The following is a 22,242-nucleotide window of genomic DNA, read 5'->3' as shown; positions in this document are numbered from 1 at the left end:
GAAGAACGACCTCTCACGCTCGGGCGCCAGACAACGGCGCCCGGTGTTCATTTGCCCGAGACGCGCACGCCCGGCCGAGATCGCCTCGCCTACTGCCCGCCCGGCACCGCTCGGAAAATTCCGCCCGTCGCTGTTAGGTCCGGGGCGCTCTGACCGAACAGATGTCGTTCCCGCGGCAGCCGCCGCAACACACTTCACACGGTGACGACGATGATGACCTCTCTCCGCAACCTGTTGGCCGCCGCCCCGACCGCCCGCCGGGCCAGCCTCGGTCTCGAGGACCTTGGCGACCGAACCATGCTCTCGGTCACAACCGGCACCATCGCCAACGGCATCACCTGGCAGTTCGACTACAACGCACAGACTAAGGTCGGCACGTTCACAGTGAACGGCACGAACGCCGCTGAGCAGATCTACCTGACCGAGCGGTTACTCAACGCCGACCCCAGCGACCCGAATGCCGGCGAGACCCGGCCGGTGGGGGTGGACGTGGTGCTCGGTGGCGGGAACTTCCAGGGCGGGTCGCCCGACTTCGCCCCCGGCAGCACCATCACCGTCGTGGTGAACGCGAGCGGTGGGAACGACACCGTGGTCAACGCCACCCGGTTCGGCGGCACCGTTAACGGCGGGGATGGGAACGACACCCTGACGGTGGTGGCCACCAACACCGCGGCAAACCAACTGTTCGGCGGGGCGGGGAACGACACCCTGACCGGCGGGTCGGGCAACGAGCTGCTCGTCGGCGGCCTGGGGAACGACCTCATCAGCGGCGGCAACGGTGACGACGACCTGTGGGGCGACGACCGGGTGGGGTCGAACGGGGTGTTCGTGAGCAGCGGCAGCGGCACCGACATTCTGCTCGGCAACATGGGTAACGACACGCTCCGCGGCGGCGGGGGTGACGACCAGCTCTGGGGCGACCACGCCCAGAAGCAGATGGTGAACGGCCAGCTCCAGTGGGTCAGCCTGGACAGCGGCGGCAACGACCAGTTGTTCGGCGAGGCGGGCAACGACACCCTGGTCGGCGGGTGGGGGAACGACACGCTGAGCGGCGGGGCCGGGAACGACTGGCTGTTCGGCGGTAAGGGGAATGACGCGCTGAGCGGGGGCGACGACCGCGACTACCTGTTCGGCGGGGACGGGAGCGACTCGCTCGACGGCGGGGCCATGACGGACTACATCCGGGTCGGCGGGTACAACGACCCGTTCTGGGGCGTGGACGAGTTCTACCTCCCGCACGGTGTGAACGGGAACGACGAGGACACGGGAAGCGTTGTCCAAGGGTAACGCGCCAGGGCGTGGCGAGCCGGCTTGGCACACCGGCTCGCCCCTGATTCACGACCCGATTACTGGTGGCAGTTTTTGGCTTATGCCGCTGCGGCACGGACCTTCCGGTCCGTGCCACAATAACATGCATTACCAGTCGAATCGTGAGTGAGAAAAGCGCGGACGTAGCGGTACGCGGGTCGCGCGGTGCGGTACACTCGCTCAGAGAGGTCTCGCCCGCCACTCGCTCCAGGGTGTTACATGTACCGCGCGATCGGTTTGCTCAAGCCCGATACAGATTTCACCATCGCCGAGGCCGAGAGGCGGCTTGCGCAGGCGTTTCCGGGGTTCACCATCAACCGAGCGGCCGACCGCGTTGACGTGACCCGGGGGGACTGGTGGATCGCACTGGCCCGCGCCGCCGACGAACGGGTCGCTCAGGAAATCGAGGGACTGGCCGGGCACATCGCGGGCGTCGAGCCCGATGAGGCCGCGGCATACGTCGCCGCCGGTGCTCGCGTCGAAGTGTGGACCGACGTACCGGACCCGCTCATGGAACACTTCAACGATTACCTTAAGGTGATCGAGGTGCTGAAGAGCTTCAAGGGGCTGCTGGCCGTCGATCCCAAAGAGCGCGGTGTGTTGTGAGCCACCCGGAGTTGGCCCCGCCGCCGCCGCTGTTATCATGGCGGCATGTCGCACGCCGCGTTCCTCAGCGCCATCACCGACTCCCCGGACGATGACACTGTCCGGCTCGTTTACGCCGATTTTCTGGACGAACAAGGTAGCCCCGGCGAAAAGGACCGCGCCGAGTTCATCCGAATGCAGGTTCGGCTGGCGACGCTGAGCGAGACCGCCCCGGAACGGCCGGCACTTGAGGACCGCGAGAACGAACTGCTCCGCAAGTACGAACGGGTGTGGATCGGACCGCTCCACGATCGGCTCGCCCGGGGACTCGCCCGCTGGCGGTTCGAGCGCGGTTTTTTGACCACCGTTCAGGTCACCGCCGCGGCGCTCGCCAACCGGGGCGCCGCGCTATTCGAAGCTCACCCGGTCAGCCGGGTGCGGCTCCTAGAGATAGGGACCGGCTCAGAACGGTCGCTCGTCAGGGCGCGCTGGTGGTCCCACGTTCGCGATCTCGACACAGGCCGCACCGCGCCGACGTTCGCCCGGCTCGAAGCCCTGCTCCGGGCGCCGCACCTCACCCGGCTCCGCGCGCTCGGGTTCGACACGAGCGGGGAGAACGGGCCGAACCCGATCCTACCCGACCTGCTCGCAACCAGCCCCGCGACCGCCAACCTCGAAGAGTTGCACGTCCGGGACCGGCGCCGCGACCCGGCCGAACTGCTCCCGTTCCTGAACGGCTCCCGGGTGCGGCTGCTCAAGCTCAGCCAAAACACGCTGACACAAGAAGGTTTGCGCGCGCTTCTCACGTCCCCGTTCGCCGCGGGCGATGTGCGCGTTCACCTCGAAGGGCCGCGCCTCGGACCGGAGTTGTGGCCGGCATTCACGACCAAGAAGGCACGACCGGTCGTCGAGCGAATCGGCTTCGGCACCCGCACACAGCCCGCGGCGCTCGACCTGTCGACCTTGCTTTCCAGCCCCGCCGCGGCCAACCTGACCGCACTGGACCTGGGCGAAACGAAGCTCAGCGGGGCCGCCATACGCGAACTCGCGACGACCGACTTCCTAGCACGCGCCACCGAGTTGCGGCTGACGCGCTGTTATGTGGGCGTGAAGGGCATGGCGGCCCTCGCGGCGGCGCCGGCTCCGAACCTACGCAAGCTCGCGTTGGGGGAGACGGAACTAAAGGCCCGCGGCGTGTTCAAACTCTGCGACGCGCCGTGGGCCGACGGGCTGACCGAGCTTGACCTGATGCGCAACGCCGTTGACGACGACGCACTCGCGGACATGGCCGGTTCCGGGCGGTTCACCAACCTCCGGCACCTCGACCTCCGGGTGAACAGCCCGGACCTCGAAGGCTGTACAATCGCGATCGGCGACCGAGGGGTGATGGCGCTCGCGGCGGCACCGAACTTGGCCCGGCTGCGGTCCCTGAACCTCTACCGCACGCGCGTGACGGCGCGCGGCGTCGAGGCGCTGCTGAACAGCCCCCACCTCCGACTCGCGGGCCTGGAACTCGGCGGATACGATCTCGGGAGCGATCTCCCCGCGGTGCTCGCGCGGGCGCCGGCGCTGGCTCGGCTCACCGCCCTCTCGCTGTCGTTCACGCCCTCGCTCGGCGGGGACGCCCTGCTACCGCTGGCCGAATCCCCGCACCTGTCGCCGCTGTGCCGGCTCGACGTGCGTTACTGCCACGTGAGTGATCGTGTCGCCGCCGCGCTGGCCGCCCGGCTGGGGCGCCGGCTCGAGAACCACCCCACGGTCGAGACCTGGTAACCATGTCCACCGAAGCCGCCCTGCTCCGCGCGATCCGCGACCAGCCCGACGAGGACACGCCGCGGCTCGTCTACGCCGACTTCATCGAAGAAGACGGGCGCTCGGCCCGGGCGGAGTTCATTCGTCTCCAGGTGGAACGGGCGCGACTCCCCGACGGCGCCCCCCAGCGCGGCCCGCTCGAGGACCGCGAACACGAGCTTCTCGGCGAGCACGAGTGCGACTGGCTCGGGGTGCCCCCGGACGACACGGCCGAACTCACGGAGTGGGAGTTCGAGCGCGGGTTCGTCCACGAGGTCGCCGCCAGCCCGGTGTTCATGAACGGTCCCGGCGCCAACCTGTGCGCCGCCCACCCGGTCCGCCGCTGGCGGGTGACCTCCGGCGACTTGGGCACCAACTTCCCCGCGGACCTGCGCGAGGCCGGACAGCGCGGCTGGTTCGCGCGGCTCGAAGCCGTGGACCTGACCGGCTGGTACCCGGACCTCGGCGAGATCAGCGGGTTCCTCGCGCGGTCGGCCTTCGACCGGCTCCGCGAACTCGACCTGACCGGCCGTGGGCCACTCGAGCCGCTCCCGGAGGTGCTAGAATTCGCCCCGTTCCGCGACCGGCTGAAGGCGCTGCGGTGCGGCGCGGCCGGGTACGAAGGCGGCCGGCTCGACGCGGCCGAGTTCGCCCGCGCGATGGGCTCGGCGTGCCGGCTCGACGAGTTCGCCGCGGTCGCGGCACAGTTGAACGCCGACGACCTGCGCGCCCTGCTGTCCGCACCGGCACTGACGGCGCTGACCGCGCTCGACGTTCGCGACAACCCGATCGCGGCCGACGGCTGGGAGGCGTTCCGCGCCGCCGCGTTCCGGCTCCGCGAACTCGACATCTCGGGCACCCAACTCGGGGGAGCGCTGGGACGGCTGCTCGGGTGCGCCGCGCTCCGCGACTTACGCCGATTGCACATGAACCGGGCCGGCCTTGCGGCGGGCGACGTTGAGGAACTCGCCGCGTCGCGATTCTGGGCACAAGCGGAAGAGCTGCGACTGCAACAGGGCGCGTGGGCGAACAACAATGATTACGATGAGAACGGCCGGCCCGCGGATCAGGCAGCGCCGGTGTCGCTCCTCGCTCTGTTCAGCAACCCGGGGCCGTCTCACCTGCGGGTTCTCGACATCGCGGGTAACGCGATGCGCGACACCGGTGTCGCCCGGCTCTGCGCCGCCCCGTGGGTCGAGTCCCTCACGTACCTCGATCTGTCGCAGAACTATCTTTCGGACGAGTCGCTGCGGAACATTGCGGGGAGCGGGCGGTTTGCCCGGCTGCACACGCTCCATCTGAACGGAAACAGTGTGTACCAACAAGCCGACGCCGAACCGGGCGACTCGATCACCGACGCCGGGCTGCGCGCCCTGGCGGAGTGCCCGGCGCTCGCGAACCTCCGGGTGCTCTCCCTCAGCGGTACACGAATCACTGCGTCCGGGATCGAAGCGCTGCTACACTCACCGTACTGGCGCCTCAGCGGGTTGCGCCTGTCCCACTGTCAGCTCCGCCCGGACGCCGTCGAGGTGCTGGCTGCGGCCCCACAACTCGCCCGGCTACAAGTGCTCGACATCGGCACGAACGACGACATCCGGGTGTCGGACCTCGCGCCCCTCGCCGAGTCAGAATACCTGTCGCCGCAAACGGAACTGGACATCCGCGGGCTGTACGCCGGCGATTCGAAGGTGCGATCCGCGCTCGCGGACCGGCTCGGGCGGCGGCTGAGTTCCTGAGTTCTTGACACCGCCCGCGATTTTTGCTGCACCCCGCGCGGCAGATGGGATAGGATGCGGACATGCACGTCACGGACGAACAGCCGTTCCTCGACGCGGTGTTCGAGCGGTACGCGGACGACCGCCCCCGACTGGTGTACGCCGACTACCTCGACGATTCTGGCGCGCAGGAGCGCGCGGAGCTGATCCGCGTGCAGTTGGCTCTCGCGCACCTGCCCGAAGACGACCCCCGGCGCCCGCCGCTCCTCGACCGGCAAGTCGAGCTGCTGCACGACAACCGAGCCGCGTGGACCGCTCACCTCGCCGGCCTGGTCATCTCGGTGGACTTCCGGCGCGGCGTCCCGGACTCCGCATCGGTGGACGCGGCGACCTTCCTCGAACGCGGAGACGAGCTGTTCCGCCGGCTCCGGGTACGGCGGCTCAGCGTTCGGGATGCCGCGCCGGTCCTGCCGAAACTCGCCGCGTGCCCGCTGCTCGCCGGGGTTCGTGAACTGGATCTGTGTAACTGCGATTTGGGGCCGCGCGGCATCGAGGCACTCGCCCAATCGCCGCACCTGAAAAACCTCGAAGCGATCGACCTGGGCTTCAACAAGCTCGACGACGCCGCGGTCGATGTGTTGGCCCGCAGCAGCGAGCTTCCGTCGCTCACCGCGCTGGCACTAAATGACAACGACACGATCAGCGATGTCGGGGTGCGGAGCCTCGCGCAGTCGCCCTTCTTCGCCGGCCTCACCGCCCTCGACCTGTCGGGAAACGATATCGGCGATGCCGGCGCCATCGCGCTCGCCGGGACCCGTTGCCTTCCGGTGCTCTGCACCGTGCGACTCGCGAGCAACCGGATCGGTGACGCCGGCGCCGCGGCGCTCGCACGGTCGCCGCTACTCGGGCGGATGCTGTCGGCGTCCCCAGAGCTGGTGCTCCGGGCGAATGCGATCGGGCACGCCGGGGCCGCGGCGCTCGCGGCCTCGCCGGCACTGAAATCGTGCGTGCATCTCGACCTGTCGCACAACTATCTCGGCGACACGGGAATCGGTGCTCTGCTGCAATCCCCATATCTGAAGCGGCTCAAAACGCTCCAACTGGCGCGGAACCAGTTGACCGACGCGGGCCTGAACGCGTCTTACGAGCGGCTCAGTCGGCTCTTCGACCAGCTCCGCGCGCTGGACCTCTCGTGCAACCGGCTCACCCGCGTCGGCTTGGGCATATTGTCGGCGGCCCGGGGAGACCGGCCGGTGCAAGTCGACGTGAGCCAAAACGTCCAGTCCGCACCACTCGGCGACGCGCCGGTCGCGGTGGCAGAACTCCTATCCGGCGTGCTCAACGGCGTCACCGAACCGACGCGACTCCGGCAGCGAACCCCAACTCCGCCCCAGTAAACGCAACCATTCCGAGAGCCCGCCCGCGACACAAAACCATATCGAAAAACCTCTTACGCCTTCGTATGCTGCGAGACCACCGGCCTACACCGTTCGACCGTCGGCCGGCGTGAAAAAATCGTGCGCGGTGCGGCCCTCACCGGGACATGATGTGTGCATGCGACGCCTTTTCGACCTCTGGAAGCGGATCGGTATTGTTCCGGCCGCCGGCGTTCCCGACGACGAACTGTTACGCCGGTTCGCCCGTGACGGAGACCACGACGCGTTCGCCGCGCTCGTGACCCGCTACGGCCCGCTGGTGTACGGTGCATGCCGCCGGTTGCTGCCCGACCCACTCGACGTGGAGGACGCGTTTCAGGCCGCGTTCATCGTACTCGTGCGCCGGGCCGGCGCGGTGCGTGGGCGGCCGGTCGGGCCGTGGCTGCACCGGGTGGCCATGCTCACGGCGCGCAGCCTCCGCAGGCGCAACGCGGTGCGGCTCGCGGCGGTTGGCCCGTTGGCCGAGACCCCGGCCCGGCCGACCGACACCGACGCCCGGCTGGACGTGGACGCCGCCCTCTCCGCGCTGCCGCGAAAGTACCGCGAGCCGGTGATCCTTTGTCACCTCCAAGGGTGGACCCGCCGGGAACTGGCGGACCACCTCGGATGCCCCGAAAGTACGGCGGCTTCGCTCGTCGCGCGAGGGCTCGCGAAGCTCAGGCGCCGGTTGGCCGGACGCGAGCCGGCAGCCGTTCTCGCCGCGGCCGCGCCGGCAGTAGTCCCTTCGGCGCTGGCCGTCTCCACGACCCGAGCCGCAATCCAGTATTCGACATCGTTTTCGGCCGCTGCCGTCCCTCCGACAGTGGCCGCCTTGGCAAACGGAGTCCTTCATATGGTCCGCATGAAGCAATTGGCCGCGGTGGTAGCCATTACGGTCGCGGCGGTGGCAGCATTGGCTATCGGTGCCGGCTTATTCGCCGGGCCAACGGTCCCGGTGAGCGCTCAACCCGGTCCCTCGTCACAACCGCCGGACGAGCGGGCGCGGGTGGAGCAAGAGTTGGAGGCCGCCCGGCGCCGGGTCGCGGAGCTGGAAACCGAGCGTACCCTTTTGGCCGCGGCCGAGGAGAACGCCCCGCGCCTGCTGATCGAGGTGGGGAGCGGACCGGCCCCACGCATCATGGTGACCGAGTTCAAGACCGGCGGCAAGAGCGTTGGAAGCGTCGAGACGACGAGCCCCGAAATGCTCGCCCGGTTCGTGTCGCGCAGCCGGAATGATCCCGCTGGTCCCAAAACGCTCAAAGTTCATTTCGACCCGGAGTGCCCGGAAGCGGTCAGAAAAGAAATTGCCAGCGCGGTCCGCGCCCGGGCGAACGATACACCGGTTCTTCCCGTTCGGGAGCTGGCACCCATACCGGTAAAAGACGGTCTGTCCCCTTACGTGATCGAGGCACCGGACACGCTCCTGATCGAGGTGGTCGTTCAGAGGAAGGGCGTGGGGGGGCCGGTCACTGAGCGCCTCCCGTTGCATCCGATCAGCGGGCTGTTCCAGGTCCGCATGGACGGAACCGTGGGGCTCGGGGTCTGGGGGAGTGTGTCGGTCGCCGGACGGACACTGAACGAAGCCGCCGCCGCGATTCGCTCGCGCTTGGCCGCTCACGCCGCACTCAAGGACCAAAGGCACATCACGGACGCACTGGTCGTGATGGTCGATGTCGTGGCGTACAACAGCAAGAGATACTACGTCATCGTGGACGAGGGGGCCGCTGAACTCGTCTACCCGTTCCCCATAACAGGCTCGGATGCGGTTCTTGACGCGCTCGGCAAATTGCGAGACGTTCAAGTCACGATTCGGCCCGACACCAAGATCTGGGTCGCACGCAAAGGGAAAGAAGGTACAGAACCTCAAATCCTACCGGTTGATTGGTCGGGAATCACGACGAAGGGGATCACCCATACCAATTATCAATTGCTACCGGGCGACCGGATCTACGTGAAGTCGAAGAAGTAGTAGCGCCTTCCGGAGCGTCCGGCACAGGCAGGCGGCCCACCCAGACGGCGAGCGGCGTTTATTTAATGACCAGTTGCTGTGTTTATTACTTGTGGCACAGACATTCCTGTCTGTGCGGCCTTCTCGCGCCGCACAGACAGGAATGTCTGTGCCACAAATGCATCAATTCAATACGGAAACCAGTGACCGGGCCGTGAATCAGACGGCATCTCGCCCGCTCTGCGTACCCGTCAGATGCTCGCCGCCCGGGACCGGCTCGGGTGCCGAAACCGCGCGACTACCGAGCCACTGGATCGCGTAGTAAAAAACCGGCGTGAGGAACACCCCGAACGCGGTCACGCCGATCATCCCGGCGAACACGGCGGTCCCCAGCGCCCGCCGCATCTCCGCCCCCGCGCCCTCCGCCGCGAGCAGCGGGGCCACGCCCAGGATGAACGCAATCGAGGTCATCACGATCGGCCGGAGCCGCAACTGGCAGGCCGCGAGCGTCGCCGCCCGGCCGTCCATCCCCTCTTCCCGCTTCTGCTTGGCGAACTCGACGATCAGGATGGCGTTCTTGCACGCCAGCCCGATCAGCACCACAAACCCGATCTGCGTGAAGATGTTCATGTCCAGTTCGGCCACCAGCACACCCGCGAGCGCGCACAGCAGACACATCGGGACGACCAGGATCACAGCCAGCGGCAGCGCCCAACTCTCGTACTGCGCGGCCAGCACCAGGAACACCAGCACCACCGCGAGCACGAACACCCACATGGCGGAGTCCCCCGCCTGGAGTTGCAACAGGGCCAGTTCGGTCCACTCGGCGCGCATGGTGGGCGGCAATCCGCTGCGAGCGGTCCCGCCCAGCCGGGCGAGCGCCTCGCCCGAACTGCTTCCCGGGGCCGCATCCGCGTTGACCGCCGCCGACTGATACATGTTGTAACGCATCACCAGCGTCGGCCCGCTGGTCGGCCGCACGGACGCCAGCGACCCGAGCGGCACCATCCCCCCGCTCGCGCCGCGCACCTTCAACTGACCGACCGCATCCGCGTCCTGGCGGTACACGTCGCGCGCCTGAACGTTCACCTTCCACGTCCGTCCGAACCGGTTGAAGTCGTTCACGTAGTACGGCCCGAGACTCGCCTCCACGGTGGTGCGGATCGCGTCGATCGACACCCCGCGGTCCTTAGCCTGTTCCCGGTCGATCACGAGTTCGAGCCACGGCACATCGGCCCGGAAACTGGTAGACACCCGCCGCAGCGCCGGGTCGGCAGACGCCGACGCGACCACCCGATCGGCAGCAGTCTGGAGGTCGACCAACTCACCCGCGGCCCGGTCCTCAACAATGATCTTGAACCCGCCCGCGGTCCCGAGTCCCTCGACCGGCGGCGCCCCGAACACGGCCACCACTGCCTCCGGCACCTCGGTCCGCAACTGCTCCTGCAGCGCGGCCGCAATCGCGTCGGCCGCGCGGTCGTGCGCCCGCCGCTGGTCGAACGGGTCGAGCATCAGGTACAGCGAGCCGAAGTTCGGTGCGGCGGCGTTCTGAAGCAGCGACTGCCCGGACACCGCGATCGTGTCCTTCACGCCGGGAGCGCGGCGCGCGACCGCCTCCACCCGCCGGACCACTTCGGCGGTGCGCTGCGCGGACGACGCGTCCGGCAGACGCACGTCCACGAGCAAGTAGCCCTTGTCTTGCGCGGGAATGAACCCGGTCGGGGTGCGGGTGAACGTGGTGTACGTGAGCCCGAGGAGCCCGCCGTAGGCGAGCAGCACGACCGGGGTAACACGGAGCAGGCCGCCCACAACCCGGGTGTACCAGTCGGTCCCGCGGTCGAACCCGCGATTGAAGCACACGAAAACCCATCCGAGCACCGCGTCCACATGGCGCGCGAGGAGCCAGCCGACCACCGCTCCCGCGAGCCCACCGAGCGTGAGCCACCCCCACCCCGGCAGCGGCACGCCGATGATTTCACCAACAGGCACCGGCCACTTCGCAGCAGCAGTCGCACCGAGCCCGGCACCGAGTGCCAGATACCCAATGCGCGGCAGCGCCTCCGCCCGCCGTCCCCGTTGCGGGCGAAGTAGGAGGGCGGCCAGCGCGGGGCTGAGCGTCAACGAGTTGAACGCCGACAGCAGCGTGCTCACCGCAATGGTCACAGCGAACTGTCGGAAAAACTGTCCGGTCACCCCGCCCAGGAACGCACACGGTATGAACACGGCAGACAACACCAACCCGACCGCGACCACCGGCCCCGCAACCTCGCTCATGGCCCGCGCCGCCGCGTCCCGCGCCGACATCCCGTGGTCCACGTGGTGCTGGACAGCCTCGACCACGACGATGGCGTCGTCCACCACAATACCGATCGCAAGCACCAGCCCGAACAGCGTCAAGGTGTTCAAACTGAACCCGGCGCAGGTGAGCGCCGCGAACGTCCCGACGACCGCCACCGGGACCGCGGCGAGCGGAATGATCGCGGCGCGCCAGGACTGGAGGAACAGCAGTACGACCGCCGCCACCAGCACCACCGCCTCGATCAGGGTGCGGAACACTTCCAGGATCGACTCATTAATGAACGGCGTGGTGTCGTACACGATCTCGTACTCGATGCCCGCCGGGAAGTGCTCGCGAAGCTCCTCCATCTTCGCCTTGACGCGGCCGGACACCTCCAGCGCGTTCGACCCCGGGAGCTGGTACACCGACAGCGCCACCGACGGACGCCCGTTGAGCGTGCAGGTCTGATCGTAGGACAGCGCCCCCAGTTCGATCCGGGCCACGTCCCGCAGGTACACGAGCGTGCCCTCGGTCCCGCGCTTCAAGACGATCGCGCCGAACTGCTCCGGGCTCTCCAACCGACCCAGCGTGGTCATCGTGTACTGGAACACCTGCCCGGACGGCGTCGGCTGTTGGCCGATCTGCCCGGCCGCCACCTGGATGTTCTGCTCGTTGACCGCCGCGATCACGTCCTGCGGGGTCATACCGACCGCTTGCAGCTTCTGCGGGTCCAGCCACACCCGCATGCTGTAATCCCGCTGGCCCAGGTAGGTCACGTCGCCGACCCCCGGGATGCGCTTCAGCCCGTCGGCGATCTGGATCGTGGCGTAGTTGCTCAGGAACAGGTTCGTCGCCGCCGCGTCGCCGCTCTGATCGGTCGTGAACAAGTTCACCATCATCAGGATGTTGGGCGACTTCTTCTTCACCGAGATCCCGCGCCGACGCACCAAATCAGGCAGCACGGGTTCGGCCATCGACACCCGGTTCTGCACGAGCACCTGGGCGATGTTCAGGTCAGCGCCCGGTTCGAAGGTCACGGTGAGGGTGTAGGTGCCGTCGTTGGTACACTGCGACGACATGTACAGCATCTTCTCGACGCCGTTCACCTGCTGCTCGACCGGGGACGCGACGGTGTCGGCCACCACGCGGGCGTTGGCCCCGGGGTATACGGCCGACACCTCGACCGTCGGCGGCGCGATCTCGGGGTACTGCGCCACCGGCAGGGTCGACAGCGCGATACCCCCGGTCAGCACGACGGCGATCGACATGACGGCCGCGAAGATCGGCCGCCCGATGAAAAAGTGCGACATTATGATGCCACCTCGGAGTGGTCGGTCGGCGCGAGAGCACCGGTCCCGTTGGGTTCCGTAACCTCGATTTCTTGTGCTTCGGTCCGCCGGCGTGCCTGCGGCGCCGCGTTCATGCGGCTCGTGACCGCTCGCACGGCCACCCGCCCAAGGACCCGCAGCGGCCGCAACCGGATCAGGTCCAGTCCGTCCCGCCCGAGCCGCTTCAACCAGGGTGCCTGAAACGCGCGCCCCTCCGCGCACCATTCGACCGCCACAAAGAACACCGGCGTGAGGAGCAAGCCGAACACCGTCACGCCGATCATCCCGGCGAACACCGCGGTGCCCAGTGCCCGCCGCATCTCCGCCCCGGACCCGGTCGCGAACACCAGCGGCACCACCCCGAGGATGAACGCGACGGAGGTCATCACGATCGGCCGCAGGCGCAACCGGCACGCCTCGACGACGGCGGTACGCGGGGAGTTGCCGGCCGCCCGCAAGGCCCGCGCGAACTCGACGATCAGCACCGCGTTCTTGCACGCCAGCCCGATGAGCACGACGAACCCGATCTGCGTGAACACGTTGATGTCCGACCCGGCGACCGCCACCCCCGCCAGCGAACTCAGCACGCACAGCGGAACGATCGGGATCACGGCCAGCGGCAGCGCCCAGCTCTCGTACTGCGCCGCCAGCACCAGGAACACGAACAACACCGCCAGCGGGAAAATCAGCTTGTTCCAGACGTTCTTCCCGGCGTCGATCTGGATGTAGTTGATCTCGGTCCACTCGTGAGCGGTGCCCTCCGGGAACACCCGGCTCGCGAGCCGGTCGATCGCCGCGATCCCGTCCCCAGAGCTGACGCCCGGCGCCGTGGAGCCCATGACCGCCGCCGCCGGGTGCATGTTGTACCGGGTGATGACGAGCGGCCCGGCCACCTCCCGGATGTCGAGCACCGCCCCCAGCGGCACCATCCCGCCCTGGTCGTTGCGGACCCGAATCCGCTTCGCGTCGTCGACGCTGTTGCGGAACGGCCCCTCGGCCTGAACGATCACCTGCCACGTCCGACCGAACCGGTTGAAGTCGTTCACGTACCGGGAGCCGAGGAACGCTTGCTGGGTGGCGAACACGTCCCCGACCGGCACGCCCATCGTCTGGCACTGCTGGCGGTTCACGTCCACGTACAGTTGCGGGGCGTCCGCCCGGAACGCGCTGAACACCCCGGCCAGCCGCGGGTCTTTCCGGGCTTCCGCGATGAGGCGCTGGGTGTTCCCCTGGAGCCGGACCGGGTCGTTCTCTCCGCTCCGGTCCTCCACCATCACCTTGAACCCGCCCGCAGAGCCCAAACCGGGCACCGCCGGCGGGGCCATGACCGTCACCTGGGCGTCCGGGAGCTGGGCAAACGCCTTGCGCAGACTGGCGCTGATCGCGTTGGCCGAGCGCGACGGATGGGTGCGCTCGTTGATCGGGTCCAGGGTGACGAGCATCGTGCCGTAGTTCGAGCCGTTCGCGCCGAGCGGCAGCGACCGGCCCGAAACCGCGACCGTGTGGGCCACGCCGGGGGTCTCACGGGCGATCCGCGACACTTCGTCCACCACCTCCTGAGTGCGCTCAAGCGCGGCGGCGTCGGGCAACTGGATCGAGCACATCAGCCGCCCCTGGTCCTGACTCGGGATGTAGCCGGTAGGCAACTGTTCGGAGCCCCACCACGTCAGGCCCACCAGCCCCAGGTACGCGACCAGCACCAGCGGGGCCACCCGGACCGACAGCCCGACCCCGCGGGCGTACAGCCCCGTCGAGCGCACCACGGCGGTGTTAAATAACCGGAAGAACCACCCGAACAGGAAGTCGAGCACCCGGGCGGGGATATCCTTCCGCGCCCCGGCGGGTTGCAGCAGGATGGCGCACATCGCGGGGCTGAGCGTCAGCGAGTTGAGCGCCGAGAGCGCGGTCGAGACCGCGATGGTCACCGCGAACTGGCGGAAGAACAGCCCGGTGATGCCGCCCAGGAACGCACACGGCACGAACACCGCAACCAGGACCAGTCCGGTCGCCACCACTGGCCCGGAGACCTCGGCCATCGCCTGCCGCGTGGCCTCGCGCGGGGCCTGCCCGTGTTCGATTTTGTGCTGAACCGCTTCCACCACCACGATGGCGTCGTCCACCACGATGCCGATCGCCAACACCAGCCCGAACAGCGTGAGCGTGTTGAGGGTGAACCCGAGCGCGGCCATCGCCGCGAACGTCCCGACGATGGCCACCGGAACCGCGGCGAGTGGGACCAGAGCGGCCCGCCAACTCTGGAGGAATAGGAGGACAACCACCGCCACGAGGGCGATCGCTTCAAGGAGCGTCTTAACGACCCCGCGCACCGACTCCCGAATGAACGGGGTGCTGTCGTTGGCGATCGTGTAGTCGATCCCCGGGGGGAACGCCTCCTTAAGCTCCTCCATCTTTGCCCGCACCCGGTCGGCCACGTCCAGCGCGTTCGCGTCGGAGAGCTGGAACACGCCGATGTTCGCAGTGGGGCGCCCGTCGAGCTTGTCTGAGGTGTCAACGCTCTTGGCCCCGAGTTCGACCCGCCCGATGTCTTTGATGCGCACTTGGCGCCCGTCGGCGGTGCGGCGGATCACGATCTCGGCGAACTCCTCGGGCGTGGACTGCCGCCCGCGCACGTGAAGGGGGAACTCGAACGTCTGCCCGTCCGGGACCGGGGACTGTCCGACCTGCCCGGCAGCGAACGGCTGGTTCTGCTCCCGGATCGCGGAAAGCACGTCGCCGGCGGTGATGCCCATCGACGCCAGCCGGTCCGGGTCCACCCACACGCGCATGCTGTAGTCCAGGCTCCCGAACAGCCCCACGTCGCCCACGCCCTTCACGCGGGCGAGCTCCTCGCGGACGTAGATGGACGAGTAGTTGCTCAGGTGGAGCTGGTCGTACTCCCCGGTCGGCGAGTACAGGTTGATGACCATGAGCATGTCCGGGTTGCGCTTCCGGGTGGTCACCCCGGCCTGGCGCACCACGTCCGGGAGGAGGGGCAGCGCCAGGTTCACCCGGTTCTGCACCAGCACCTGCGCGAAGTCGAGGTTCGTGCCCGGCTTGAACGTGACGGTCAGGCTGTACGACCCGTCGTTGGCCGAGTTCGAGGACATGTACATCATGTTCTCGACCCCGTTCACCTCCTGCTCGATCGGGGCCGCGACCGCATCGGCCACCACCTGCGCGCTGGCGCCGGGGTAGCTGGCGACGACGGTGATGTTCGGCGGGGTGATCGGCGGGTACTGGGTCATCGGCAGGTTGACGAGCGCCACGCCGCCGGCGAGCGTCACGACGAGCGACAGGACGGTGGCGAACACCGGCCGGTCGATGAAAAAGTAACTCAGCATGGGAGCTCTCGTGCGGTGTGGCCGGGGTGCCTACTGACCCGGGCGGCCCTTGGGGATACCCGAGCCGGCTGGCGCGGGGCGCTCGACCGGTACCGGAGGCGTTTCGCCGGACGACGGGTTCCCGCCCGTCAGGCCGCCGTCGCCCTTCTTCGCGCCCGGCCCCGTGATCGGCGGCCCGCCCGGCGCCCCTCCCACTTTCGCGCGGGGCATCTCAATCACCTTGGGCGTCACCTCGGCTTTTGGGCGAATGTTCTGGAGCCCGCGCACCACCACCCGCTCGTCTCCCGTCAACCCTCTTTCGATCGCGATGAGGCCGTTCGCACGCGGCCCCACCTCGACCGGCACCCGCGCCGCGCGGCTCTCCGCGTCGACGGTGTAGACGTACCGGCGCCCCTGGTCCGAGCCGAGCGCGGCCTCGGCCACCATCCACACCTGGCGCGGCGCGCCGACCTGGAGCCGGACCCGCACGAACAGCCCCGGCGGCAGGTCCCGCTTCGCGTTCGAGAAGGTGCCCCACACGCGCAGCGTGCCGGTGTTCGGGTCCACTTTGTTGTCGGTGAACTGGAGCGTTCCGGACCGCGAGAACTCTTCCGGCTTCTCGTCGGACAGCCCCAGCGAAACCGGCAGGCTGTCGGCGGCTCCGGCGGCGAGACGCGAGCGGACCCGCAGCACGGTGCGCTCATCAATGTCGAAGTACGCGTACAGCGGGTCGAGTTGGACGAGCGAGGCGAGGACCGTGGTGTCGGCGGCGACCGTGTTACCCGGGTCCACCTGGCGCCGGCTGATGCGCCCCGCGAACGGGGCGCGGACCGTCGCCCAGCGCAGGTTCTGCTCTGCCGTCTCCAGTGCGGCGGTGCTGGCCTCGACGGCCGCTAACGAGGCGTCCCGGGCGGAGAGCGCCTGCTGGAGGTCGCTGACGCTGCCGGCCCCCTGCATGTACGTGTCGTTCAGCCGCTTGTAGTTGACCTCGTTGAATTTCAGTTGCGCCTTCTGCTGGTCAAGGTTCCCCCGCGCCTGCCGCACCGCCAGCTCGAACGGCCGCTGCTCCAGTTGGAAGAGCGGCGCGCCGGCTTCGACCTCGTCGCCCTCCCGGAACAGCACCTTTTCCAGGTACCCGGACACCCGACAGCGGAGGTCGGCGGCCATGACGGGCTGGGTGCGACCGGTGAACACCTCGGCGTCCGTCACCGTGCCGCGGACCGGCGCGCTGACCTCGACTTCGGTGGGACCGGCGGGCGGGCCACCGGGGGGACCACCGGGCGGCCCGCCCGCCGGCTTGGAGCAACCGGCCGCGAGCACCGGCGCAAAAACGAGGGTGAACCACGAAGCGCAGCGCACGGTGCGTCCTCGATGTGATCGGGGGGGGGTTAGGATGGTCAAAACCGGACCGCACGGAGCGGGTCTGAAAGTGAAGATGGCGGCGCCCGGGAAATGAAGCGCGCCGGGCGACCGATTCTGTGGCGGCCGCCCGGCCGCGGATCAGGGGGTGCGGGTGCGGGTGGAGTTGTGCAACGGGAATTGAACGCCGGCCGGGGCCGGAGCCCCCCGCATCGCCTTCCACTTCTCGAGCTGCGCGGGGTTGAGTTGTGCGGCGATGTTGTTATTGGTCCGCTTCCACATCTCCTCAAAATCCCTCTGGCTCTCGCACCGCGTCTCGGCGGTGCTCCACAACTTGAGTGAGTCCCGCAGCGCCGCGGAGCGGATCCGGCGGATCTGGTCCCGCTGGGCGTCTACGAGGCCGAGTTCGTCCAGCACGGAGCGGCCGAACACATGGGGGCCGGGGATCTGCAAGAAGATCTGCCGGAGCCGCTGATACTGGGCCACGGTGAGCGTTTCCTGAACCTCCTTGCGGGCCGCCGCGGCCAGTTCGGCGATCTGCGGTTGCTGCCGCGCCTCCTGCGAGTCGCGCACCTCCGGCCCCTGCCGGTAACTCCAGAGCCGTTGGAGCGCCGGTGTGAGCCGGGTGACCGCTTCTCGGGAGAGCCCAAGGTCGGCGCACACGACCGGTTGCTCCAGCAGCAGCAGCCGGGTCACCTCGTTGAGCGCGGTCAGCTCGTCGTGCAGCCGGGCCACCCGCGCCTTGATGTCCTCCAGGCTGGCCCGCACCTGCGGGTCCGCGCGGCTGTCGCTGAGCTCCTGGTAGTACGCGATCGCGGTTTCCAGGAGCCGCATCCGGAGCCCGGTCAGCGGTAAAAAGTTGAACTGCTCCTCGTCGCTCAGCTCCACGAACATGTCTACCGCCCGGCGGGTCCGCTGGTAGTTCTGCTCGGCCTGCGTCCGCTCCTGCTCGGCCTCCTTGGCGCGCTGGCTCTCGTGCTCCTTTGCTTCCCGCTCCCTCTGGTAGGCCTGCGTGACCAGCGCGGTGCTGATGGTCAGCCCCACGGTCGCGAACAGGAACACGCCGGCGGCGACGGCCACGAGCGCCCGGTGCCGCCGCACCCACTTCGCGGTACGGTCGCGGAACGAGGGGCGGCGCGCGAGTACCGGGCGGTCGTCCAGGAACCGCTGGAGGTCGGCGGCCAGCTCCCGGGCGGTGCGGTACCGCTCGTCGGGCATTTTCGCCAGGGCCTTGAGCACGATGGTTTCCAGCTCCACCGGGACCGAACGGTCCACCGCCCGCGGCGGCCGGGCCTCCTTGTACGCCACCTGGTACAGCAGCGCGCGGCCGTCCTCGGCGTCGAACACCGGCGCCAGGGTGAGCAGTTCGTACAGGGTGGCCCCGAGGGAGTAGATGTCGGTCCGGTGGTCCACCACCCCGCGCTCCCCGGCGGCCTGTTCGGGACTCATGTAGCGGGCGGTGCCGAGCACCTCGCCGGTGGCGGTGAGCCCGGTGTCGTTGCGCATCTGGGCCAGCCCGAAGTCGGTCACCCACAGGCGCCCGGCGTCGTCGAGCATCAGGTTCGCGGGCTTCACGTCGCGGTGCACCACCCCCACCTGGTGGGCGTAGTCGAGCGCCTCGGCCGCCTGCTTCATCAGCCCCGCGACCCGCCGGAAATACTGGCGGCGGCGCGACGCCCGCTCGGCCGAGACGGGGCCGCCGGCGAGCGGGGTCGGGGCGCCGGATGCTTTGGCGTCGGCATCCGCGGCGCGCAGATCGGACAGGAGCTGCGAGAGGCTCTGGCCGTCGATGAACTGCATCGCGTAGTAGTGAACCCCGCGCTCCGCCCCGACCGCGAACACGGGCACGATGTGGGTGTGGTGCAACTGGGCCGCCGCCTGGGCCTCGTTGCGGAACCGCTGGAGATGCCGCGGGTCCAGCGCGGACACGAACGGGAGCACCTTGAGCGCCACCCGGCGGCGCAGGGAGAGCTGCTCGGCCTCGTACACCACCCCCATGCCGCCCCGTCCGACCTCGCGGAGCAAGCGGAAATCGCCGATGCTGCCGAGTTCCGCTCCCCGCGGCGACACGTCCGGCCGGGTCGCCGCGGGGCCGTCGAATGCAGGTACCGGACCGGTATCGTGCGACGGGTCCGGCCCGGCCACGGCTCGGAGCGGGGCCGTAATTTCTTCGAGCCGGTCCCGGGTCGCAAAAAATGCCGCCAGCTCGCGGGCGCGTTCCGGGAACGACGCTAACACGCGCTGGCGGTCCGGGCGCTCCCCGCGTTCGACCGCCTCGACGTACTCGACCAGAACCGCGTTCAGGCGGTCGTCGGAGTCAGCCCCCAGTGCGATCCTCATTACCGACGCCCTCCCCGAGAAGCTCACGCAAACGCTCGAGCCCGCGGAACACCAAGCCCATCGCCGCCGCGCGCGAGCGGCCCATCAGCTCCCCGACCTCGGCGATCTTGTAGCCCCCAAGATGGTGCAACTCGACCGCCTCCCGCTGGTCCGCCGGCAGCCGGGCGAGTGCGCCCGCGAGGCGCACCAACTGCTCGTGCCGGGACGCCCGCTGGCTGGGCGACGACTGTTCGGCCGCGAGCCACTGCTCGATCCGCGAGGCCGACGCCTCCAGCCCCGCGTCGAGGGGCCGCTCTCGGCCCACGTCCCGGGCCTTCCGCCCGTACGCTCGCAGCGCGGCGGTGAGCACGTTGGCGAGGATCACCCTGAGCCACCCGACCCACTCCTCCTCGGTCCGCCCCCGGAACTGGTCCCGGCACGCGTGCGCCTGAAGAATCGTTTGCTGGACCGCGTCCGACGGGTCCATCTTGCCCTTCAGTTGCGGCGCCAAGTGAAGCCGCGCGAGCAGGCGGAGGTACTGGGCATAAGCCTCGACCGGTCGAAGTTCGCCGTGCCCCGTCATAATCCGCCCTATCGTTCAGATGCCGCACCGCCGCAGATGAAGCGCGGCCGCGCAACCGTACCTTCTCCACCCGACCGCCGACACGCGCTAACACCAGAATGCTACAGCATTTTCGGCGTAACCTCTTATGCCCCATCGCGCCACAAGGTTCCGAACGACACGACCGAATGCCCCATCGGGCTACGAGTTGCTGCCATATCCGCCCCCCACCGCTATCGGTCACCACCGCTTGTATCGCATTCGTGCCACACTGATCGCCGAGCGGCCACCGTCTGAGCCCCGAAAGCACCACGCCCGAGGATGAGGACTTCGGTTTTTACCCGCCTCTACAAAAAACTGTGCCCCGAACCGACTCGAACAGTGCCCTCCGGTAACATCCGAACGGATCACACTTGGAGCCCGAACTCATCCTCGAGGTCCCCGAACGAACACGAGGCAGCACACAGCGGCCATATTAACAAACATTCTATAAAACTTTACCCCCTTCGCTTTTCTGTGACCTACTTTTCACAGCGAAGCCCTGTTTTCACTGGGATGCGACGGGCAATTGCAGGATCGGAGCTGAATTCGCGCCGCGGGTGTTTCATCGCCAGTAGCGGACCGACGTCGCACTGGCACGAACCACGGCCGCTGTGCCGAACGTTACGCCAGCGGCCCGCCCGCGAACGGTCTCGACGGAGACCTTGAGGGGCGAGCCCGGATCGATCGGTCGAGCGTGAAGGGGCGGAACCAAATTGGCCCGCGAATTGCCTACGAGAAACAAAAAGAGACCGGACCTCGTCGCGACCTGTCCCGAAATGCGTACTTCGCGCCGCGAGCCCTGTAGATAGGTTGCGTTGCAAACGAATGTCACCCAATATTGACTCGTTCATGTGCCCCGCTGTCCGGGGCGGTCCGAAACCAACGGCCGGCGCCGGCGACGCCCAACCCAGGGGCGAACGGCAATCGCCTAAGCGATGTTGTTTGCATCACGAATCGTCGAGCAGTACACTTCCGTCCAATCCCTTCGAAGGCCTGTTCCGCGCGGAACGAACGCAGCAAGCCAACAAACGAGCGAATATCAATATGAAAATCAAGCCATTGCACGCCGTCTTGGTGGCCGCCTTCGCCCTGTCGCTGCCGGCCTGCGACCGCACCCACGCGGAAGAAAAGGGGGAGCACCACCACGACGAGCACAAGATCGTGGCGACCACCCCCCAGGCCAAGGACGTCATCCTCACCCAGCAGTACGTCTGTCAGATCCGGTCCCAGAGCCACATCGAGGTCTGTGCCCTCCAGGACGGGTACCTCGAAGAGATCTTGGTCAAGGAAGGTCAGGCGGTGAAGCAGGGCGACGTGATGTTCAAAATCCTCCCCACCCTATATAAGGCGCGGCTGGCGGCCGAGCGGGCTGAGGCCCAACTCGCACAGATCGAGTTCCTGAACACCAAGAAGCTGTACGAGAGCACCCCGCCGGTGGTCTCCGTTCAGGAGGTGAACCTGGCGCAGGCCAAGCTGGACAAAGCGAACGCGCGGGTGAAGCTGGCGGAAGCCGAAGTCGACTTCACCGTCGTCAAAGCGCCGTTCAACGGCATCGTCGATCGCCAGCTCAAGCAGCTCGGGAGCCTGATCGAGAAGAAGGACATTCTCACCACGCTCTCGGACAACGGCGTGATGCGGGCGTACTTCAACGTCCCCGAGGCCCGCTACTTGGCGGACATGACCGGCCAGGGGCTCAACAGTCAGCAAATCGAACTCGTTTTGGCCGACGGGAGCAAGTTCCCGCAGCACTGCCAAGCGGTTCTGATTGAGGGGAAGTTCAACAGCGAGACCGGAAACATCGCCTACCGCGCCGACTTCCCGAACACCAAAAATCTGTTGCGGCACGGCCAAACCGGCACCGTACTGATCAACCGCGTGCTGCCGCACGCCACGGTGATCCCACAACGGGCGACGTTCGAAACCCTCGACAAGCGGTACGTGTTCGTCGTCGGCGAGGACCATAAGGTTCACCAGCGCCTGATCACGATCGCACACGAGATGGACGACATCTTCGTGATCAAGAGCGGCCTGAGCGCGACCGACAAGTTCGTCCTTGACGGCGTCCGGCAGGTCCGCGACGGGCAAGAGGTGCACTACGAGTTCCGCAAGCCGGAAGAAGTGCTCGCGAACCAGAAGCACCACGCCGAGTAGGACAAAACGGCCCCTGTTGTTCCGACGACACGACGATGCGGGGGCGTGACGGTCCGTGCGACCGACCGCCCCCGGCGAACGTTTCTGGGCGCCTTTGGCGCGCCCCGCCACGAAACTTAAT

General features: G+C 68.1%; 12 protein-coding genes. 7 read left to right on the top strand and 5 right to left on the bottom strand.

The genetic code is table 11. The annotated features are described in order from the left end of the window. Positions 1-210 precede the first annotated feature (210 nt). The 6 genes from R5W23_RS27455 (at position 211) to R5W23_RS27430 (ending at position 8,783) form a co-directional block, all read left to right on the top strand. Entirely contained in the window at positions 211-1,287 is a 1,077-nt protein-coding gene (locus R5W23_RS27455) for a calcium-binding protein (RefSeq protein WP_320689118.1), read from the top strand. Between the two features lie 240 nt (positions 1,288-1,527). Beyond that, positions 1,528-1,914, top strand: a complete 387-nt coding sequence (locus tag R5W23_RS27450; protein ID WP_320689117.1) for a hypothetical protein — start codon at positions 1,528-1,530, stop codon at positions 1,912-1,914. Between the two features lie 45 nt (positions 1,915-1,959). Further along, complete coding sequence (locus tag R5W23_RS27445; RefSeq protein WP_320689116.1) at positions 1,960-3,666, top strand: TIGR02996 domain-containing protein; 1,707 nt, start codon at positions 1,960-1,962, stop codon at positions 3,664-3,666. A 2-nt stretch (positions 3,667-3,668) separates the two neighbouring features. Next, a complete protein-coding gene (locus tag R5W23_RS27440) occupies positions 3,669-5,420 on the top strand; it encodes a TIGR02996 domain-containing protein (RefSeq protein WP_320689115.1) in 1,752 nt (583 codons plus the stop codon). Between the two features lie 62 nt (positions 5,421-5,482). After that, positions 5,483-6,796: a TIGR02996 domain-containing protein gene (locus tag R5W23_RS27435; RefSeq protein WP_320689114.1), complete on the top strand. Its 1,314-nt coding sequence runs from the start codon at positions 5,483-5,485 to the stop codon at positions 6,794-6,796. Between the two features lie 157 nt (positions 6,797-6,953). Beyond that, positions 6,954-8,783 (top strand): sigma-70 family RNA polymerase sigma factor, encoded by a 1,830-nt coding sequence (locus tag R5W23_RS27430; RefSeq protein ID WP_320689113.1) that lies wholly within the window; start codon positions 6,954-6,956, stop codon positions 8,781-8,783. A 198-nt stretch (positions 8,784-8,981) separates the two neighbouring features. Here R5W23_RS27430 and R5W23_RS27425 read toward each other — a convergent pair whose 3' ends face one another. The 5 genes from R5W23_RS27425 to R5W23_RS27405 form a co-directional block, all read right to left on the bottom strand. Continuing rightward, positions 8,982-12,350 (bottom strand): efflux RND transporter permease subunit, encoded by a 3,369-nt coding sequence (locus R5W23_RS27425; RefSeq protein ID WP_320689112.1) that lies wholly within the window; start codon positions 12,348-12,350, stop codon positions 8,982-8,984. After that, positions 12,350-15,709, bottom strand: a complete 3,360-nt coding sequence (locus R5W23_RS27420; RefSeq protein WP_320689111.1) for an efflux RND transporter permease subunit — start codon at positions 15,707-15,709, stop codon at positions 12,350-12,352. Before R5W23_RS27420 ends, R5W23_RS27425 begins: the two co-directional genes overlap by 1 nt. A 30-nt stretch (positions 15,710-15,739) precedes the next feature. Beyond that, the gene (locus tag R5W23_RS27415) at positions 15,740-17,047 is read right to left on the bottom strand and encodes an efflux RND transporter periplasmic adaptor subunit (RefSeq protein WP_320689110.1); all 1,308 of its coding nucleotides are present in this window, start codon (positions 17,045-17,047) and stop codon (positions 15,740-15,742) included. Between the two features lie 141 nt (positions 17,048-17,188). Further along, positions 17,189-19,387, bottom strand: a complete 2,199-nt coding sequence (locus tag R5W23_RS27410) for a serine/threonine-protein kinase (RefSeq protein WP_320689109.1) — start codon at positions 19,385-19,387, stop codon at positions 17,189-17,191. Then, a complete protein-coding gene (locus tag R5W23_RS27405; protein ID WP_320689108.1) occupies positions 19,365-19,949 on the bottom strand; it encodes a sigma-70 family RNA polymerase sigma factor in 585 nt (194 codons plus the stop codon). The genes R5W23_RS27410 and R5W23_RS27405 overlap by 23 nt, the downstream gene beginning before the upstream one ends. 1,065 nt (positions 19,950-21,014) lie before the next feature. On the opposite strand from R5W23_RS27405, the gene R5W23_RS27400 reads away from it, so the two are divergent. Next, on the top strand, positions 21,015-22,121 hold the full coding sequence (locus tag R5W23_RS27400; protein ID WP_320689107.1) for an efflux RND transporter periplasmic adaptor subunit: 1,107 nt from the start codon (positions 21,015-21,017) through the stop codon (positions 22,119-22,121). The last annotated feature ends 121 nt before the right edge of the window (positions 22,122-22,242 follow it).

It is taken from the genome of Gemmata algarum (assembly GCF_034097035.1).
Taxonomy (GTDB): Bacteria; Planctomycetota; Planctomycetia; order Gemmatales; family Gemmataceae; genus Gemmata; species Gemmata algarum.
The sequence above is the reverse complement of the archived record's forward strand: the minus strand, read 5'-3'. Positions and strand labels throughout refer to the sequence as shown.

Bases quoted from the DNA above. Each gene is read 5' to 3' on its own strand.
- R5W23_RS27410 (WP_320689109.1), bottom strand. From the start codon at position 19,387: ATGAGGATCGCACTGGGGGCTGACTCCGACGACCGCCTGAACGCGGTT.
- R5W23_RS27420 (WP_320689111.1), bottom strand. From the start codon at position 15,709: ATGCTGAGTTACTTTTTCATCGACCGGCCGGTGTTCGCCACCGTCCTG.
- R5W23_RS27400 (WP_320689107.1), top strand. From the start codon at position 21,015: ATGAAAATCAAGCCATTGCACGCCGTCTTGGTGGCCGCCTTCGCCCTG.
- R5W23_RS27435 (WP_320689114.1), top strand. From the start codon at position 5,483: ATGCACGTCACGGACGAACAGCCGTTCCTCGACGCGGTGTTCGAGCGG.
- R5W23_RS27430 (WP_320689113.1), top strand. From the start codon at position 6,954: ATGCGACGCCTTTTCGACCTCTGGAAGCGGATCGGTATTGTTCCGGCC.
- R5W23_RS27445 (WP_320689116.1), top strand. From the start codon at position 1,960: ATGTCGCACGCCGCGTTCCTCAGCGCCATCACCGACTCCCCGGACGAT.
- R5W23_RS27455 (WP_320689118.1), top strand. From the start codon at position 211: ATGATGACCTCTCTCCGCAACCTGTTGGCCGCCGCCCCGACCGCCCGC.
- R5W23_RS27405 (WP_320689108.1), bottom strand. From the start codon at position 19,949: ATGACGGGGCACGGCGAACTTCGACCGGTCGAGGCTTATGCCCAGTAC.
- R5W23_RS27450 (WP_320689117.1), top strand. From the start codon at position 1,528: ATGTACCGCGCGATCGGTTTGCTCAAGCCCGATACAGATTTCACCATC.
- R5W23_RS27440 (WP_320689115.1), top strand. From the start codon at position 3,669: ATGTCCACCGAAGCCGCCCTGCTCCGCGCGATCCGCGACCAGCCCGAC.
- R5W23_RS27425 (WP_320689112.1), bottom strand. From the start codon at position 12,350: ATGTCGCACTTTTTCATCGGGCGGCCGATCTTCGCGGCCGTCATGTCG.